Origin of the sequence: Rhodococcus sp. NPDC057014 (genome assembly GCF_042673295.1) — a bacterium.
In the GTDB taxonomy this organism is placed as follows: Bacteria; Actinomycetota; Actinomycetes; order Mycobacteriales; family Mycobacteriaceae; genus Rhodococcus_F.
In genome coordinates this window covers 1-17,062 of the sequence record NZ_JBHUSF010000076.1, presented here as the reverse complement: position 1 = coordinate 17,062, position 17,062 = coordinate 1, and the positions used below count along the sequence as shown (strand labels likewise).

Here is a 17,062-nt window from a genome sequence, read left to right as displayed (position 1 = left end):
GGCCCACGTGCACACTGGTTCCCCATACTGCCTACGGAGACGACATGGATTTCACGCTCGATCGCGCGATGACGGAGGATGCGCTTCGCGCACACCTCGATTCGGCCCTCACGCCCGCGCTCCTGATGTTGACGGCCCACGTCACGGGTGACGCCGGCATACTGCGTACGGAATGGAAGCCCACCCGGGCGACGTTGCCTGCCAGTGGACTCGCACCCGAGACCGACGCGGAGATCAGAGCCTTCTGCCTGAAGCGCCTCGCACCGTACCTCTTCTCGCAGCGGGACTGGGCTGCACTGCCCGACGATTCCCTGCGTGAGTCGATGTGCACCTGGTTGATGGACGAGAACATCGAGGACGCCCAGGCGCTGGCCGCGGTGGCCTTCACACCCGACGACAGCGATCCTCGCGGGCCGGAGTGGAATCTCGACGAGATCGCTCCCGACAGCGGCCTGAGTGCCGTGGTCATCGGCGCCGGATTCTCCGGTCTCCTTGCCGGACTTCGACTGAAGCAGGCAGGTGTGCCCTTCACGATCCTCGAGAAGAGCACGAATGTCGGTGGCACGTGGTACGAGAACAGCTACCCGGATTGCCGGACCGACGTCCGCAGCCACATCTACACGTACTCGTTCGTTCCGCACGACTGGGTCACGCACTTCGGCCGCCAGCAGGCCATCCACGAGTACCTGTACAACTTTGCGGCGAAGAACGGTCTCCTGGAGCGCATCTCGTTCGGCACCGAAGTAACCGCGACCCGGTGGGACGAGAGCACCAGCACCTGGACGATCGACACCCGCACGTCCGACGGCGTCGCCGGCTCGTCCGAGGCTCAGATCGTCGTCAGCGCTGTGGGACAACTGAACCGGCCGATGATCCCCGCCGTCGACGGCCTCGACACCTTCACCGGCCCGGTGATGCACTCCGCACAATGGGACCACGGCGTCGATTTCGCCGGCAAACGCGTCGTCGTGATCGGGACCGGCGCCAGCGCACTGCAATTCGCTCCGGCGATCGCGAAGGAAGCGGAGCACGTCACGATCTTCCAGAGGAGTGCCCCCTGGTTGCGGTCGACGCCGGTGCTCCGGCAGGAGATCGACCCCGGCGAGCGCTGGCTCCTCACCAATCTGAAGCACTACCGCGCCTACTACCGTTTCTCCATCTTCCTGCCCCGCCTCATCGGCAACCTCCCGGCCGCAACGGTCGATCCGGACTTTCCGCCGACCGAGGTCTCGGTGTCCGCGGCCAACGAGGCCCTTCGTGTCGAGCTGACCGACTACCTCACCGAACAGGCCGGCGACCGACTCGATCTGCTCGAGCAGATCATGCCCGACTACCCGCCCGCCGCGAAGAGAATCATCTGCGACGACGGCACGTGGGTCGCCACCCTCAAGCGGGACAACGTGCGCCTGGTCAGCCAGGCCGTGCAACGGATCGACAAGGACGGTGTCTGGATCGGTGACGAGCACGTCCCCGCCGACATCATCCTGTTCGGAACCGGCTTCAAGGCTTCGGAATTCCTCGTCCCCATGACGGTGACGGGCATCGGCGGACAGGACCTGCACCAGACCTGGGGTATCGACGCCAGCGCCTACCTCGGCATCACGCTGCCCGGCTACCCCAACTTCTTCTGCATGTACGGCCCGAACACCAACACCGTCATCCACGGCAACCTGGTGTTCTTCCTCGAGTGCCAAGCCGCGTACATCATCAGCGCGGTCCAGATGCTGGCCAAGGGCGGCCACCGTTCGATGGCTCTTCGACCGGACGTGTTCACCGAGTACACCGACGAGGTCACCAAGGAGAGCGCCAAGCGCACCTGGGGCTGGTCGAAGACCCACAGCTGGTATCAGAACGCCGCCGGGCGGTCCACCATCATGTGGCCACTCCCGGCCCGGCAGTACTTCGAGCGCACCAGCGCGGTGCACGACGAGGACTACCACATCCACTGACCCGCACGACGTCATCATCCGCATTCTTCATTTCCCCGGAGGCTACTTTGATCACCGAGACGACGGCAGTTGTCGCCAACCTCGAAACCCGCTACCTGACGGGCGGTCCGGAAGACGGCGTCCCCGTCGTGTTCCTGCACGACGGCGCGTGGGGCGGCAGCGCCGACGTGACCTGGGGGCAGGTCCTGCCCCTGGCCGCGGAGAAGTACCGGGTCATCGCCCCGGACTTTCTCGGTTACGGCGGATCCGCCAAGTCCGTTCGCCTGGATGTCTCACCGTTCGCGTTCCGGATCCGGCACGTCTTCGCCTTGCTCGACCATCTCGGCATCGACGGTCCGGTACACCTGGTCGGAAATTCGTTCGGTGGATCGGTGGGTCTGCGGGCGCTGGCCGACGGTGACTATCGATCCCGGATCGCCTCGGTCACCACACTCAGTGGCACCGGTGGCCCCTGGAAAGCGCCGGACATGGGCAAGCTGCGCGACTTCGACGGTTCGGTTGCCGGAATCGAGGCGTTCGTCGACCTGCTGTGCGACGACTTCTCCAGCAGGGCCGACCAGGTGGACGCCCGGCACAGGTGGGCCGTCGCGCCCGGTCACTTCGCGTGCATGAGCGCTCCGCATCTGCCGGTACCCGAGGCGTTGCGGAAGGAGCGCCCGGCCGATCCCTACCCCGCCACACTCGCCGGCGTTCAGACCCCCGTGCTGCTCCTCGAGTGCTCCGAGGACGTGCTGCTCGAGGCCGGGTGGAGCAAACACCTCCAGGCCGAACTCCGGAATTCCCGGGCCATGGTCCTGCCGTACCGGCACTGCCCGAACATCACCCATCCGAAGGAGACGTGGGCCGTGATCGGCGAGTTCCTCGACAGCTGCACCGGCGGTACGAACTGATGCCGACCCCGGGCAGCACTGCCGCGACCGCGTCCACCGTGGGTTCGCTCGTTCTCACCGGCGGATCGTCCGGAATCGGCGCCGGGTTGGCGGGCGATCTGGCGGGCGAGTGGGACATCACCGTCGTCGATCGGGATCTGCCGGAAACGCCTGCCCCTCGTGTGACGTACCTCCAGGGCGACATCACCACCGACGACACGGTCGACACGGTTCGCAAGTCCCTGACCGAGAACGGCCGGGCAACGATCGACGGCATCGTCCACTGCGCGGGCATCGGCGCATTCGGCCCCTTCATGGAGATGCCGAAGTCCGAGTGGGAGCGGGTGCTTCTGGTCAACCTTCACGGAACACTCAATTTCGTCCAGGGCGTCGCCGACATGGTGGCGGACGGCGGCAGAATCGTCCTGTTCTCGTCCGGGACGGTCTTCAAGGCCCCGGCGAGCGCAGCGGCGTACGCGGCCTCCAAGGCCGGCGTGATCGGCTTTGCCCGCAGCCTCGCCGCGGAACTCGGGGCCAGAAACATCACGGTCAACGTGATCGCCCCCGGTTTGGTGCTGACCCCACTCTCGACGGCGATCGCCGCAGGTGAAGAGGCCAACATCAACACGCGAGCGATCAAACGACCCGCAACGGTCGAGGACTTCGTCGGCCCGACCCGATTCTTCCTCTCCCCCGGCTCCTCGTTCGTCACCGGGCAGACGCTCGTCGTCGACGGAGGTTCGATCCGCCGTTAGGCGGCGCCGCCCGGACCGCCACCTGTCGCCTGCTCGACGGCCGCGTGACCGCATTCCGGATCGTCTCGGTCCCGCGGCCGGGGCGGCGGCGATACTCTGGGAAGTGTCGTCGAGAGGCAGGCGGATGACACCACGGGTTCCGGGGCGGCACAGGGACGGATAGCGCGTTGGCAACCGACGGCGATCCGCTCCGCACACAGCGCGATACCGACACCGCGACGACGGACGAACTCCGCGCGGCCGGGTTCGACGACGCCCGGGAGATCGGGCGTGGGGGCTTCGGCGTCGTGTATCGCTGCACCCAGTCCGCTCTGGACCGCGCGGTGGCCGTCAAGGTGCTCGGCGGCAACCTCGACGACGAGAGCCGGGCCAGGTTCCTCCGGGAGCAGCGGGCGATGGGCCGGCTGACCGGGCACCCGAACGTCGTAAGTGTGCTCGAGGTCGGCGTCACGCCGAGCGGGCTTCCCTTCCTGGTGATGCCCTACCATCCGCAGGATTCCCTCGACATGCGGATTCGCCGTCAGGGTCCGCTCACCGTCACCGAGGCGCTGCGGTTGGGCGTGAAGATGGCGGGCGCGCTCGAGACGGCGCACCGGTTCGGGATCGTGCACCGCGACGTCAAGCCGAGCAACATCCTGCTCACCGACTACGACGAGCCGGCGCTGACGGACTTCGGCATCGCGCACATCACCGGCGGCTTCCAGACCGCGACGGGGACCATCACCGGATCGCCCGCGTTCACCGCCCCGGAGGTCCTCGAGGGCGACACCCCGGGTCCGTCCTCCGACGTGTACGGCCTCGGGGCGACACTGTTCGCCGCGCTGACCGGACATGCGGCGTTCGAGCGCCGGAGCGGCGAACAGGTGGTCGCGCAGTTCCTGCGGATCACCACGCAACCGGCGCCGGACCTCCGGGAGTCGGGTATCGACGCCGACGTGGCCGCCATGCTGGAACGGGCCATGTCGCGAGACGCGCACGAGCGCCCGTCCGCGGCGATGCTGGGTGAAGCGCTGCAGGACATCCAATTTCGCCGCGGTGTCCCGGTCGACGACATGGCGTTGGGCCCGGACCCCGATGCCGAGCGAGACGCGCAGCGCCCGACGTCGCCCGGACGATCATCCGGCGGAACCCCCTCGGGAACGCCGACCGACGGGAGCCTTCCGCTGGACTTGACGAGCTTCGTCGGCCGGCGAAAAGAGCTCGCCGAGGCCAAGAAACTGCTCTCGGCGTCACGGCTGGTCACGTTGACCGGAATCGGCGGTGTCGGCAAGACCCGACTGGCACTGCGCGTCGCGACCACCATCCGGCGGGCATTCGACGACGGGGTCCGGATGGTCGAATTGGGCGAATTGCGCGACGGATCGTTGCTGGGAGAAGTCGTGGCGGCCGGGCTGGGATTGCGGCAGCGGTCGCCGAGACCGCTGCAGACCCTCGTGGAGTTCCTGGAGCCGCGCGACATGCTGCTGGTCCTCGACAACTGCGAGCAGGTGGTGGACGCGGCGGCAGACCTGACGGAGACCGTGCTGCGTACCTGCCCGGGCCTGCGGATTCTCGCGACGAGTCGCGAAACCCTGGACGTCGCGGGGGAAGCGGCCCTGCGCGTTCGCCCACTGGCGCTTCCGGATTCGGACAGCGAGCCGTCGCTGAAGAGTCTGCCCGGCTACGACGCGGTGACGCTGTTCGCCGAACGGGCCGCCACGGCGGTGCCCGGCTTCGAGGTCACCGAGGACAATGCCGCGACCATTGCCCGGATCTGTATCCGGCTGGACGGCCTGCCCCTGGCCATCGAATTGGCGGCGGCGAGACTGCGTTCGATGTCGCCGGAACAGATTCTGCAGCGGTTGACCAACCGGTACGGGCTGCTGACCCGCGGAAGCCGGAGTGCGCCGACCAGGCAGCAGACGTTGCGGTGGAGCATCGACTGGAGCTACGACCTGTGTGTCCCGGCCGAGCAGCAACTGTGGTCGCGGCTGTCGGTCTTCGCAGGCAGCTTCGAACTGGACGCCGCCGAGGAGGTGTCCATGTACGACGCCGAACCGGCCGGTCTCATCGATCTCGTCGCATCGCTCGTGGACAAGTCGATCCTCATCCGCGAGGGTTCGGGGGCGGTGGTGCGATTCCGGATGCTCGAAACGCTGCGCGAGTACGGCCGGGAGAAGCTCGAACAGGACAGCACCCTCTCGGATCTCCAGCGGCGGCATCACAGCTGGTACCGGCAATTCGCCCTTCAGGCCGAATCCGAATGGATCGGCCCCCGGCAGGTCGCCTGGCTCGCCCGGCTCGAGCGGGAACAACCCAACCTGCGCGAAGCGATGGAGTACGGCCTGTCCACGGCTGCCGACTCGGCCGATGCGGGGCTGGAGATCGCGACCGCACTGTATCCGTTCTGGGTTTCCCGTGGGCTGCTGCGAGAGGGACGCCGCTGGCTCGACCGTGCACTGGCGGTGGAGGGCGAACACGACACCGCACTCCGGGTCAAGGCATTGCATTCGGCCGCCATCCTCGCCAGCCGGCACGAAGACCTCGAGCGGGCAGCCGAACTGATCGACGAAGGGCGGGTGCTCGCCGAGACCCGGGGCAGTGCATTCGATCGCGCACTGATGCGTCAGGCCGACGGAGCGCAGGCCGTGCACGCCGGCAACCCGCAGCACGCCGTGAGCTCGTTCACCGAGGCTCTCCAGGTGTTACGCGGCGAGGGCGACCTTTTCGCGCACGTCGCGTCGTTGCATGCGCTCGGATTGGCCCATGAGATCCTCGGGCACGCCGAGGCCGCCACCCGCTGTCTCGACGAGGCGATCCGGATTACCGAATCACACGGTGAATCGGTATACCGGGGCCGCTCGTCCCTGACCCTCGGGCTGGTGATGTGGAGGGAGGGCGACCGCGATCGCGCGGTGCTGCTTCTGCGGCGGGGACTCGAGCTGGCCCGCGCGGTCGACGATCCGTTCGGAGCCACCTGGTGCCTCGAAATTCTCGCCTGGATCTCGTGCCGCGAGAACGATTTCCACCGCGCCGCCGTCCTGCTGGCAGCGGCCGAGATGCTTCGACAGCGGGTAGGGACCTCCATCGTTCAGATCCCCGACTTGACCGAATCCCACAGGGAATGTGAGCTCGTCGCCCGGCGCTCGCTCGGTGCCCGGGCGTTCGAGACTGCGTCCCGCGAGGGCGAGGCGCTGGGTTTCACCGCGGCCGCCTCGTATGCCCTGGGCGAATCTCTCCCGGCAGCGCCGCGGCGCGGCGATCCGGCGGCGGCGCTGACCAAGCGCGAACGCCAGGTCGCCGACCTGGTCGCGCAGGGTCTGACCAACAAGGCGATCGCCGCCCGCCTCGTGATCTCGCAGCGCACCGCGCAGGGTCACGTCGAGCACGTTCTCGCGAAACTCGGATTCTCCTCCCGGGCTCAGATCGCGGCCTGGGTCACGGAACTGTCAGCCGACCCGGGCGCCTCGAGACCCTGATGCCGTTCCGTCGCACGCTCTTCGGGCGATGGGAGTCAGCCGCCACCGCTCGGGCAGGATCCGGAAACCGAACCGCACGGCGCCGCCGAATCGGCGGAGTCTGCGCTCGTCGGCGGCGGACCACTCCCAGCCGAGCTTGTCGCGCGCGACGGGAGGCAGCGTTCCCCGGGCGATCCAGACGAGCAGCCGTCCGAACGCGGGACCGACGAGACGCCACACGACCTCGGGGATGCGATCGTCGGGACGTGGCATCGACAGTCCACTCAGAAGCCGCGACCTGCGCACCGTCTCGGTCTTCTCCAGGACGGTGCCGACCATCTCGTTCCAGTAGTCCACGAAATCGGCGTACGTCTCGGGTAAGTGGGTGGCCGACACCCCGTAGAGCGCATACCACTGCTTCGACTCCTGATACAGCTGTTCCTTCTCGCCGGTGGTGAGCGGTTCACCGAAGTATTCGGCGACCACGTACTGGGTGCCGAGGAACGTGGCGTGTGCCCAGAAGTACGGACCCGGGTTCAGTGCGTGGTACCGCCGTCCATCGTCCGTGGTGCCCTTGATGTCCTTGTGCATGTCGCGGATCATCCGGGCCTCCGCGCCCGTCGGATCGTAGAGCGCCCGGATGATCGGCCCCGCGGAACGGGCCAGCCGGGCGAGTTCGTTGTCGAAGACGGTCGAATGCTGCACGAGGGCCGTGTCGATGACGGGGTGCATCACCTGCAGCGTGCCCGACCACGAGATGAGCAGCGCGGTTCGCCAGTCGCCGAACCGGTGCCACGTCAGCGAATCGGGTCCGAGCGCAGGCGCAGTCGAACGACGGTGGGGCGGAAGCTCTGTGGTGGTCATGGCGATCTCCTGATGCCGCTGGATGTGGAACGCGTTGCACTCAGGATGACTGTTGACATCACCTGATGTCAACAGTCGGTGCGCGAGGGCACCCCGATCGACACCGGGATCGGTGAGACGATGACGGGATGAGCGACAGCGAGAACCCTCGTGGAGCGCCGCGCAGATGGCGCGGCCAGGAGCCGGACGACCGCCGTGCGGCGAGGCGCACGGCCCTGATCGAGGCCGGCCTCCAGATCATGGGCACGGAGGGGACGGCGGCCACGACCATGCGCGCGACCTGCCGTCAGGCAGGCCTCACCGAACGCTACTTCTACGAGAGTTTCGACAATCGGGAGGCGCTACTCGTCGCCCTCCTCGACCACGTCGTCCTGGGTGCGAGGGACACCCTGGTCGGGGCACTCGACACGGCCCCGGAAGATCCGGGCCGACTCGTCCGCCACGTCGTGAAGGCGTTCACCGGCTACATCGCCGAGGACCGGCGGCGGGGACGCATCATGTTCGTCGAGTCGCAGTCCGTGCCGGAACTGGCGCAGCGCGGCGAACAACTCGTCGCCGAGTTCACCACCCCCATGGCCGCGGCACTGAAAATGCTGGGTGCCGACGGCGCACCCCGCGATGCCGTCAACACCCAGCTGAACGCGATTGCCTTGTTCGGGGCGATCGCCTTCCTGTATCAGCGCTGGCTCACCGGCAGCCCGAAGATCTCGCAGAAGCGGATCGTCGAGCACATCGCCCTCACCATCGAGGCGCACGTGCCGGTGAACAGCACCCCCTAGATCTGCGCGTCACGGACCAGGGGCCGACGCATCGCTTCGAGGCCGACGACGATCACCACGGCGATCACCACGTGCATGACAGCCAGTGCGATGGTGCTGGCGGTGTCGAAGTCCGCCTGGACGGTGAGCGCGATCGTCGCCAGCGGCAGCAGCGCGCCGATCACCTCGGCGGGCCGAATGACCGCCACCCATTTCAGTGAGATGAGCGCGGCCAGCGTCATCCCGATCAACGTCGGAACCACCGTCAGGATGACGACGCCGCCGGGCGCGACACTGCTGGTCGTGCCCGCATCGGTCATCTCGAACGACCCGCCGGCGGCGACGCCGAGCAGCCAGATGACCAGATTCGGGACGAGCGCTCCGATGACGGTCGCGACGACCGCCCAGGGCCGGCTCAGTTCGAGCGTCGCCGGGTTGATCCGTGAGGTCGTGGTTGCAGAAATCGTGGCTCCAGTGTTGGACATGATCTGTACTCCCTGTCGAGTGGCTCGAAGTGCTACTGACCGATCCTGCAACCTCAACCATTGTTCGGGTCAAGGCGTGAAATCGAGGTCTTTTCGGTGGGACCTGACCATTAGACCCGCGGCAAGCACAAAACTCATCGCGATCGGCCCGAACCGGCCACCTGAGGGAAGATGGCCACTATGAACGCCGTCCCCGCACCCCCCGACCGATCGCGCGCGCTCCGCAACCCGCTCCGCGTCCTCGCGCGGTGGCTGGGCACCCAGGAATGGGTGATGCGGATGGCACCGGTCATCATCTGGCTGGAGTCACACCTACGAGCGTGGACCGGGAACCGCGTGAGTCTCATCGGCATCGCCGGCCTGCAGTCCGTGCAGGTGACGGTCCCGGGACGCAAGAGCGGCACCCCGCGGACGACGGCGCTGCTGTGCATCCCGTACGGCGACGGATACATCGTCACCGGTTCCAACTGGGGCCGACCCGACCACCCGGCGTGGTCGGCGAATCTGCGCGCAGCGGACGAAGCGCTGGTGAAGGCCGGGGCACGGGAGTCCCGGATGCGCGTCCGGATGGTCACCGGCGACGAACGCGAGAACCTGTGGAAATTCGTCGTCGACTACTGGCCCGGCTACCGCATGGAGCACCGGCGGTCCGGGGGACGCGAGTTCCGGCTCTTCGTGCTCGAGCCCACCCGATCGGCTACAACGCCGCGCGAATCCTGAAGATCGGCTCCACAAAGCGTTCGACGGTGCGCCGCTCGGCGGCCGCGTCGGGCAGCGGCCACGTCAACAGGGCCAGGACGACGCGCACGATCCATCCCGCGGCCTCCTCGTCGGGCGCGATGCGGGTGAGCGAGATCGCCACCCGGCCGAGTTCGGGTGCGCGGGCCAGGTATGCCACGTTCCCTGATGAGGTCGGCAGCGGCGGCGTGAATCCTCTCGACCGCAAGTACCCGCCTGCTGCCTCCGGTCAACCAGTCCGCCTGCTCCGCGTCCACGGCACCTCCAGAAACGTGTTTGCGATTTTGTCTCACGATGAGACGGATGCTTGCCAATTCTATAACGTGTTTCTCTCCGATAGGGTCGTGATCAGCATCGACGAGGCCGAATCATCGCGCCCTGAGACACCGGCAGAACGGTGCGCTGATCAGCGAAATCTCACCACGCTCGCCCCCCCTTGACAGAACTCGCCTCCGGCGCGAACTGTGGTGATATGCAACACGTTCTCTCCGACAAGGAGTCCGCGATGAGCCACTCGCCGACCCACGGAATCGACATCTTCGATCCGGCCCACCTCGACGACCCGAACGAGCTCTACCGAATCCTCCGCGAGCACTCCCCCGTCCATCGCGTCGCAGGCACCGACTTCTTCCTCGTGTCCACGTGGGACCTCGTGACCGAGGCAGCGAGCCGCACCGACGACTTCTCCTCGCACCTCACCGGCGTGCTGGTCCAGCAACCGTCGGGACCGCCCACGACGTTCGACATGGACGGCGGCGGTCAGGCGATTCACGTGCTGGCCACCGCCGACGACCCGACGCACCTGCACCACCGCAAGCTCGTGCTGCCCACGCTCGGCCGCCGCATCCGCGCGCTGACCCCCACCGTGCAGACGCTCGTCGACACCCTGTGGGACGAGGGCCTGCGGGACGGTCGGATCGACTGGGCGGCCGAGATGGCCGACCGCCTGCCGCTGACGATGGTGGCGCATCTCATCGGGCTGCCGGAGCCGGACGTTCCCCAGCTGCTCGCCTGGGCGTACGACAGCACGGAGATGCTGGGCGGGATCGTCGACGCGGGTCGCCTCGCCCGGCTGGTGATCTCCGTGACCGAACTGGCCGCGTACCTGCGGGCCGAACTCGTGCGGGCGAGGTCGCAACCGTCGGAGGATCTACTGGGCGTCCTCGCACACGCCTGCAATGCGGGAGAGCTGTCCGAGGACGTCGCGACACTCGTCCTGCTCCAGCTCGTCGGCGCGGGCGGCGAATCGACCGCGGGCCTGATCGCGAACGCCGCCCGCCTCCTGGCCACCCATCCCGGAGTGCAGACTCGACTCCGGCAGGAACCCGCGCTCGTCGACGCGCTTCTCGACGAGGCACTGCGTCTCGAATCCCCGTTTCGCGGGCATCACCGGCACGTGGTCGCCGACACCACCCTCGGCGGCGTCGACCTGCCCGCGGGTAGCCACCTGCTCCTGCTGTGGGGCGCGGCCAACCGGGATCCCGCCGCGTTCGAGAGGCCGGACGAGATCGTGCTCGACCGGCCGCACGTCCGCTCCCATCTCGCGTTCGGCAAGGGCGTCCACTTCTGCGTCGGATCGGCGCTCGCCCGCATGGAGGCACTCGCCGCCACCACCACGCTGCTCGCGCGCACCGACCGGTTCTCCCTCGCCGACGACGCCGAGACGCGTTGGCTCCCCAGCCTCCTCGTGCGCCGCCACAGCGCGCTCCCGCTGCGGATCCGGTCGTCGTCGAGCCGTGATTGACATTGACGTCAATATCAACCCATACTGTGACCGTGACCACAAGCGAGGCTCAGGAGCGGGCGCGGTCGGCGCGTAAGGACAACGACGGTCCCCGCCGCCGCGAACTCCTCCGCGCCGCGAGCGCCTGCTTCGCCGAACTCGGGTACGACCGGACCACCGTCGAGGTGATCACCACCCGGGCGGAAGTGTCGCGGGCGACGTTCTACGCGTACTTCTCCTCGAGGGACGAGGTGTTCCACGCCGTCGCCGCCGACGTCTGCGAGGAGTTCCTCGAGTCGCAGCACGTCGAAGGTCCGGCGAGCGAAGACCTGCGAGAGGTACTGCGCACCACCACGAAAGCCTTCGTCGAGGCCGTCTACACCAACGGACGGGTCCTCGAACTGATCAGGCACCGCGCCGGCCTCGACCCCGAGGTCGGCCGAAGCTGGACCACCGTGCAGACGCGGCTCATCCGCCGCTACACCCGGTTCATCGAGCGCATCAACGCCACCTGCGACGTCACGCCGTGTGCACCACCCGCCCGCATCGCGCAGACCCTCGCCGACGCCCAACTCGCGGGCGCGGCCCGGCTGGTCGATGCGAGCGCCCGCGAACAACGGCGGTACACCGCAGACCTGACCGCCATCTCCGAAAGACTCATCGGCTTCGCCTAACAAGGACAATCCGCACAGAATCGGGAGTTCGGTATGCCCACTTCGCCTTCGAGTGACCCCACGGCACTGGAATCCGCCCTCGCCGAGATACGCGCACTCCAGGACGCCGCGTGGCCACCGGAGGTACCGCGGACCGTCGAGTACCCGATCGAGGGCCGCACCGTGATCGACTATCTGCGGCACTGGGCAACGCACCGGCCGGACACCGTCGCGATCGACTTCTACGGCCGCGACATCACGTACGGCGAACTCGACGACCTGTCGGACCGCTTCGCCGGCTGGCTGCTGCAGCGGGGCGCGTCGGCAGGCGACCGCGTCGGCGTCCACCTGGCCAACTGCCCTCAATTCCACATCGCCATGCTGGGGATCCTGAAGATCGGTGCGGTCCACGTCCCGATCAACCCGTTGTTCCGTGAGCACGAACTCGCGTACGAACTCGGCGACGCCGGTGTGGAGATCCTGCTGACCCAGGATTCGTTCGCGGACATGGTCGAATCCGTGCGCGGCGAGTCGGCTCTGCGGCACGTCGCGGTCACGGCCCTGTCGGACCTGCTGCCCGCCGAACCCTGCGTCAGTCCGCCGTTCCCCACCGCGTCCGGGGCCACCGACTGGACGTCGATCATGGAATCGCCACGCGCCGATCCGATCCCGATGGATCCCGACGCGCTCGCGGCGCTGAACTACACCGGCGGCACCACCGGGATGCCGAAGGGCTGCAAACACACTCAGGCGCACATGGTGTACACCGCCGCCACCGCGACCCTGGCCGGGGGCAGCCAGGTGGGTGAGGCTCCCCCGGTAGTCCTCGGGTTCCTGCCCATCTTCTGGATCGCCGGCGAGGACTTCGGCATCCTGTACCCGCTGATCAACGGCGGCACCGTCGTGCTGCTCACCCGTTGGGACCCGGAAGCCGCGGCGACCCTCGTCGAACGCCGTGGTGTGACGTCGATGGTCGGCACCGTCGACAACTACGTGGAACTGATGGATCTGCCGGGCTTCGCCGAGCGGGACTTCTCCACCCTCGGCAACGCGATGGCCGTGTCGTTCGTGCTCAAACTCGACCCCGAGATCCGCGGCCGCTGGCGCGCAGCCACCGGGCACGTCCTCCGGGAGGCCAGCTACGGCATGACGGAGACGCACACCGCCGACACCATCACGCTCGGTTTCCAGACCGACGACGAGGATCTGCTCAGCGAACCCGTCTTCTGCGGGCTGCCGGTTCCGGGCACCGACGTGCTGATCGTCGACGACGCCGGGGTTCCGGTGCCGGTGGGGCAACCCGGGCAGATCATCGTCCGCAGTCCGTCGCTGCTCACCGGCTACTACGGCAAACCCGACGCCACCGCCGACGCACTCCGCGGTGGATGGCTCCGGACCGGTGACGTCGGAAAGCTGAACGGCAAAGGCGCGCTGCACTATCTGGCCCGCAACAAGGAGATGATCAAGACCAACGGGATGAGCGTGTTCCCCTCGGAGGTGGAGGCACTGCTCATGCTGCATCCGGCGATTCAGTCGGCCGCAGTGGTCCCGAAGCCCGATCCGGGCAAGGGGCAGGTGCCGTTCGCGTTCGTCCAGCTCCTGCCCGACCGTCGGGTGTCGGGTGAGGAACTGCGGGAGTGGGCCGCCCGGAACATGGCCACCTACAAGGTGCCCACCGTCGAGGTGCTCGACGCGCTACCCATGACGGCGACGGGGAAGGTCCGCAAGGCCGACCTGTTCGCCCTGGCCGAGGAGTACAAGTGACCCTGCTGGTCGCCAATCGCGGCGAGATCGCGCTGCGCATCATCCGCTCGGCCGAGGAAATGTCGGTCGACACCGTCGCCGTGTACGCGGAGGACGACGCCGACAGCCCCCACGTGCGGGCGGCGACCGAGGCGGTCGCACTGCGCGGCTCGGGACCGTCCGCGTACCTGGACGCTCGCGCACTCCTCGCCGCGGCCGCCGAGTTCGGCGCGACGGCGGTGCACCCCGGTTACGGGTTCCTCAGCGAGAACGCCGATTTCGCCCGCGCCTGCGGCGATGCCGGACTCACGTTCGTGGGCCCGGGCCCTGAGGTGCTCGACATCTTCGGCGACAAGTCGTCGGCGCGCGAGGCCGCTGTCGCCGCGAAGGTTCCGGTGCTCGCCGCGACGAACGGCCCCACCGACCTGGACGGCGTCCGCGCGTTCTTCGCGGAGCAGCCGCGCGGCATCATGATCAAGGCACTCGCGGGCGGCGGCGGCCGCGGCATCCGCGCCGTCCGCAGCGCGGACCGGATCGAGGAGGCGTACCGGGCGTGCGCGTCGGAGGCGGAACTCGGGTTCGGCAATCCCGCGGTGTTCGCCGAGGCGCTGCTCGAGGGCGCCCGGCACATCGAGGTGCAGGTGGTGGCGGCACCGCAGGCGGGCGTGACGCGGGCACTCGCCGTCGGCGACCGCGACTGCAGCGTGCAGCGTCGCCACCAGAAACTCGTCGAGATCGCACCCGCGCAGGGGCTCGATCCCGGACTGCGCAGCGAACTCCACGAGGCCGCGGCGCGGCTGTGTGCCAGTGTCGGCTACCGGGGCCTCGCCACCGTCGAATTCCTGGTGTCCCCGGACGGATTCGTGTTTCTGGAGGTCAACCCGCGGATTCAGGTGGAACACACAGTCACCGAGGAGGTGGCGGGGATCGACCTCGTCGCCGTGCAGATCGACCTCGCGCGGGGAGCGGACTTCAGGGAACTGGCGCTGCCGGACGGGGTCACCGCCGTCGGGCTCGACACGTCGGGCACACCGGCCGTCGCGCGCGGGATCGCCGTCCAGTCCCGGGTGAACATGGAGACGATGCGCCCCGACGGTCAGGCCGTTCCCGCCGCGGGCACGCTGTCCGTGTTCTCCCCGCCCACGGGACCGGGGGTGCGCGTCGACACCTACGGGCGGCCGGGGCTGTCGCCGAGCCCGCGGTACGACTCGCTCCTCGCGAAGGTGATCGTGCATTCCCGCGGGCAGTCGTTCGCGGCGGCGGCGCGCAAGGCGGATGCGGCGCTCGCCGAGTTCGTCGTCGAGGGCGTCCCCACCAACATCGGCTTTCTCCGGGCGATTCTCACGGATCCCGGCTTCGCCGACGGCGTCGTGGGCACCGACTATCTTGCGGAGCGGATGGGTGCCCTCGTCGACGCCGCGCACGTGCATCATCCGGCGGAGGTCGCGTCGGACACGCTCGAGTTGCGGGCCGGCGAGGACGTGCTGCGCGCGCACCTGGCCGGAACGGTCGTGGAGTCGGCCGCCGAGGGGTCCGCCGTGGCGTCGGGTGCGCACCTCGTGGTGCTCGAGGCCATGAAGATGCAGCACGTGATCGTCGCGCCCACCGGCGCTGTGGTGGAGCGGAATCTGGTGTCGCCCGGGCAGACCGTCAACGCCGGCGATCCACTGGTCGTGATCCGCCGCACCGGATCGGAGGCCGGCGACGTGGCCGACAGCGGGGTCGATCTCGATCGCGAGCGTGCCGATCTGGCGGAGATCCGGCAGCGGCACGACTACACCCTCGACGCCGCCCGGCCCGCCGCGATCGCGAAACGCGCGAAGCTCGGGAGGCGCAGCGCTCGCGCCAACATCGAGGATCTGATCGACCCCGGCAGCTTCGTCGAGTACGGGCCCCTCGTTCTCGCCGCGCAGCGCAGTCGCCGCTCCGAACAGGACCTGATCGAGAACACCCCCGCCGACGGCCTGATCGCCGGCCTCGCCGCAATCAACGGGGACGTGTTCGGTCCGCAGAAGTCCCAGGCGGTGGTGCTGTCGTACGACTACACGGTGCTCGCCGGAACCCAGGGCATGCGGAATCACGCCAAGACGGACCGGGTGATCGAACTCGCGGGCCGCAAACAGGTTCCGGTCGTCCTGTTCGCGGAGGGCGGCGGCGGGCGTCCCGGCGACACCGACGCCGGTCCCGCCGCGGGCCTGGACCTGAACACCTTCCGGTCGCTGGCGGCGCTGAACGGGAAGGTGCCGCTGGTGTCGGTCGTGTCCGGCCGCTGCTTCGCGGGAAACGCGGCCCTGGCCGGGGTCTGCGACGTCCTGATCGCCACCCCCGACGCGAACATCGGCTTGGGCGGTCCGGCGATGGTCGAGGGCGGCGGGCTGGGTGTGTACCGGCCGGAGGACATCGGGCCGGTCGACGTGCAGCGCCGCAACGGCGTGATCGATCTGCTCGCCCGCGACGAGGCGCATGCCGTCGAACTGGCGAAGACGTACCTGTCGTACTTCCAGGGGGTGCTCCCCGACTGGGAGGCCCCCGACGAGCGGCTGGCCCGTCACGTCGTCCCGGAGAACCGGTTGCGCGCCTACGACGTTCGCAGTGCGGTGGAGTCCATCGCCGACGTCGGCTCGGTCCTCGAGCTACGCCGCGACCACGGCGTCGGCATCGTCACCGCGCTGATCCGGGTCGAGGGGGCGCCGTACGGTCTCGTCGCGAACAGCAGCCACCACCTCGGCGGTGCGATCGACGCGGTCGCGGCCGACAAGATGGCCCACTTCCTGGAATTGTGCGAATCGTTCGGCCTTCCGGTGGTCTCGCTGTGCGACACACCGGGATTCATGGTCGGCCCGGACTCGGAGCAGGAGGCCACGGTCCGCCGGTTCGGCAAACTGTTCATCACCGGCGCGCAGATGACCGTGCCGTACGGAACGGTCATCCTGCGCAAGGGCTACGGCCTCGGCGCGATGGCCATGGCGGGCGGCTCCTTCCACGCGTCCGAGTTCACGGTCGCGTGGCCGACCGGCGAGATCGGCGCCATGGGGCTGGAAGGCGCGGTGCGCCTCGGGGTCCGGAAGGAACGCGAGGCGCTCGACGA

General features: G+C 68.5%; 13 protein-coding genes. 10 read left to right on the top strand and 3 right to left on the bottom strand.

Features of this window, described 5'->3' with window-relative positions:
• Nucleotides 1-44 precede the first annotated feature (44 nt).
• From ACFTZB_RS17365 to ACFTZB_RS17350, 4 genes are all read left to right on the top strand, one after another.
• A complete protein-coding gene (locus ACFTZB_RS17365) occupies nt 45-1,949 on the top strand; it encodes an NAD(P)-binding domain-containing protein (RefSeq protein WP_378433206.1) in 1,905 nt (634 codons plus the stop codon).
• A 47-nt stretch (nt 1,950-1,996) separates the two neighbouring features.
• Entirely contained in the window at nt 1,997-2,839 is an 843-nt protein-coding gene (locus tag ACFTZB_RS17360; RefSeq protein ID WP_378433204.1) for an alpha/beta fold hydrolase, read from the top strand.
• A complete protein-coding gene (locus ACFTZB_RS17355) occupies nt 2,839-3,573 on the top strand; it encodes an SDR family NAD(P)-dependent oxidoreductase (protein WP_378433202.1) in 735 nt (244 codons plus the stop codon). The genes ACFTZB_RS17360 and ACFTZB_RS17355 overlap by 1 nt, the downstream gene beginning before the upstream one ends.
• 167 nt (nt 3,574-3,740) lie before the next feature.
• A complete protein-coding gene (locus tag ACFTZB_RS17350; RefSeq protein ID WP_378433200.1) occupies nt 3,741-7,031 on the top strand; it encodes a protein kinase in 3,291 nt (1,096 codons plus the stop codon).
• On the opposite strand, the gene ACFTZB_RS17345 is transcribed toward ACFTZB_RS17350, so the two are convergent.
• Nucleotides 7,002-7,874, bottom strand: coding sequence for an oxygenase MpaB family protein (locus ACFTZB_RS17345; RefSeq protein ID WP_378433198.1), 873 nt, complete (start codon nt 7,872-7,874; stop codon nt 7,002-7,004). The two genes, ACFTZB_RS17350 and ACFTZB_RS17345, sit on opposite strands and share 30 nt — an antisense overlap.
• A gap of 128 nt (nt 7,875-8,002) precedes the next feature.
• Here ACFTZB_RS17345 and ACFTZB_RS17340 point away from each other — a divergent pair, with 128 nt between their 5' ends.
• On the top strand, nt 8,003-8,653 hold the full coding sequence (locus tag ACFTZB_RS17340) for a TetR/AcrR family transcriptional regulator (RefSeq protein WP_378433197.1): 651 nt from the start codon (nt 8,003-8,005) through the stop codon (nt 8,651-8,653).
• Here ACFTZB_RS17340 and ACFTZB_RS17335 read toward each other — a convergent pair.
• Entirely contained in the window at nt 8,650-9,117 is a 468-nt protein-coding gene (locus ACFTZB_RS17335; protein ID WP_378433195.1) for a DUF6069 family protein, read from the bottom strand. The two genes, ACFTZB_RS17340 and ACFTZB_RS17335, sit on opposite strands and share 4 nt — an antisense overlap.
• Before the next feature lie 171 nt (nt 9,118-9,288).
• Here ACFTZB_RS17335 and ACFTZB_RS17330 point away from each other — a divergent pair, with 171 nt between their 5' ends.
• Nucleotides 9,289-9,837, top strand: a complete 549-nt coding sequence (locus ACFTZB_RS17330; RefSeq protein ID WP_378433193.1) for a nitroreductase family deazaflavin-dependent oxidoreductase — start codon at nt 9,289-9,291, stop codon at nt 9,835-9,837.
• On the opposite strand, the gene ACFTZB_RS17325 is transcribed toward ACFTZB_RS17330, so the two are convergent.
• A complete protein-coding gene (locus ACFTZB_RS17325; RefSeq protein ID WP_378433191.1) occupies nt 9,815-10,015 on the bottom strand; it encodes a hypothetical protein in 201 nt (66 codons plus the stop codon). The two genes, ACFTZB_RS17330 and ACFTZB_RS17325, sit on opposite strands and share 23 nt — an antisense overlap.
• Before the next feature lie 345 nt (nt 10,016-10,360).
• Here ACFTZB_RS17325 and ACFTZB_RS17320 point away from each other — a divergent pair, with 345 nt between their 5' ends.
• The 4 genes from ACFTZB_RS17320 to ACFTZB_RS17305 all read left to right on the top strand — a co-directional run.
• A complete protein-coding gene (locus ACFTZB_RS17320) occupies nt 10,361-11,599 on the top strand; it encodes a cytochrome P450 (RefSeq protein WP_378433189.1) in 1,239 nt (412 codons plus the stop codon).
• Nucleotides 11,600-11,625: 26 nt separating this feature from the next.
• The gene (locus ACFTZB_RS17315) at nt 11,626-12,252 is read left to right on the top strand and encodes a TetR/AcrR family transcriptional regulator (RefSeq protein WP_378433187.1); all 627 of its coding nucleotides are present in this window, start codon (nt 11,626-11,628) and stop codon (nt 12,250-12,252) included.
• 33 nt (nt 12,253-12,285) lie between these two features.
• Nucleotides 12,286-13,995 carry an AMP-binding protein gene (locus ACFTZB_RS17310; protein ID WP_378433185.1) on the top strand — a complete coding sequence of 570 codons (1,710 nt, stop codon included), beginning with the start codon at nt 12,286-12,288 and terminating at the stop codon, nt 13,993-13,995.
• On the top strand, nt 13,992-17,062 hold a 3,071-nt coding region (locus tag ACFTZB_RS17305; RefSeq protein WP_378433183.1), incomplete at its 3' end, for a carboxyl transferase domain-containing protein. The genes ACFTZB_RS17310 and ACFTZB_RS17305, both read left to right, overlap by 4 nt.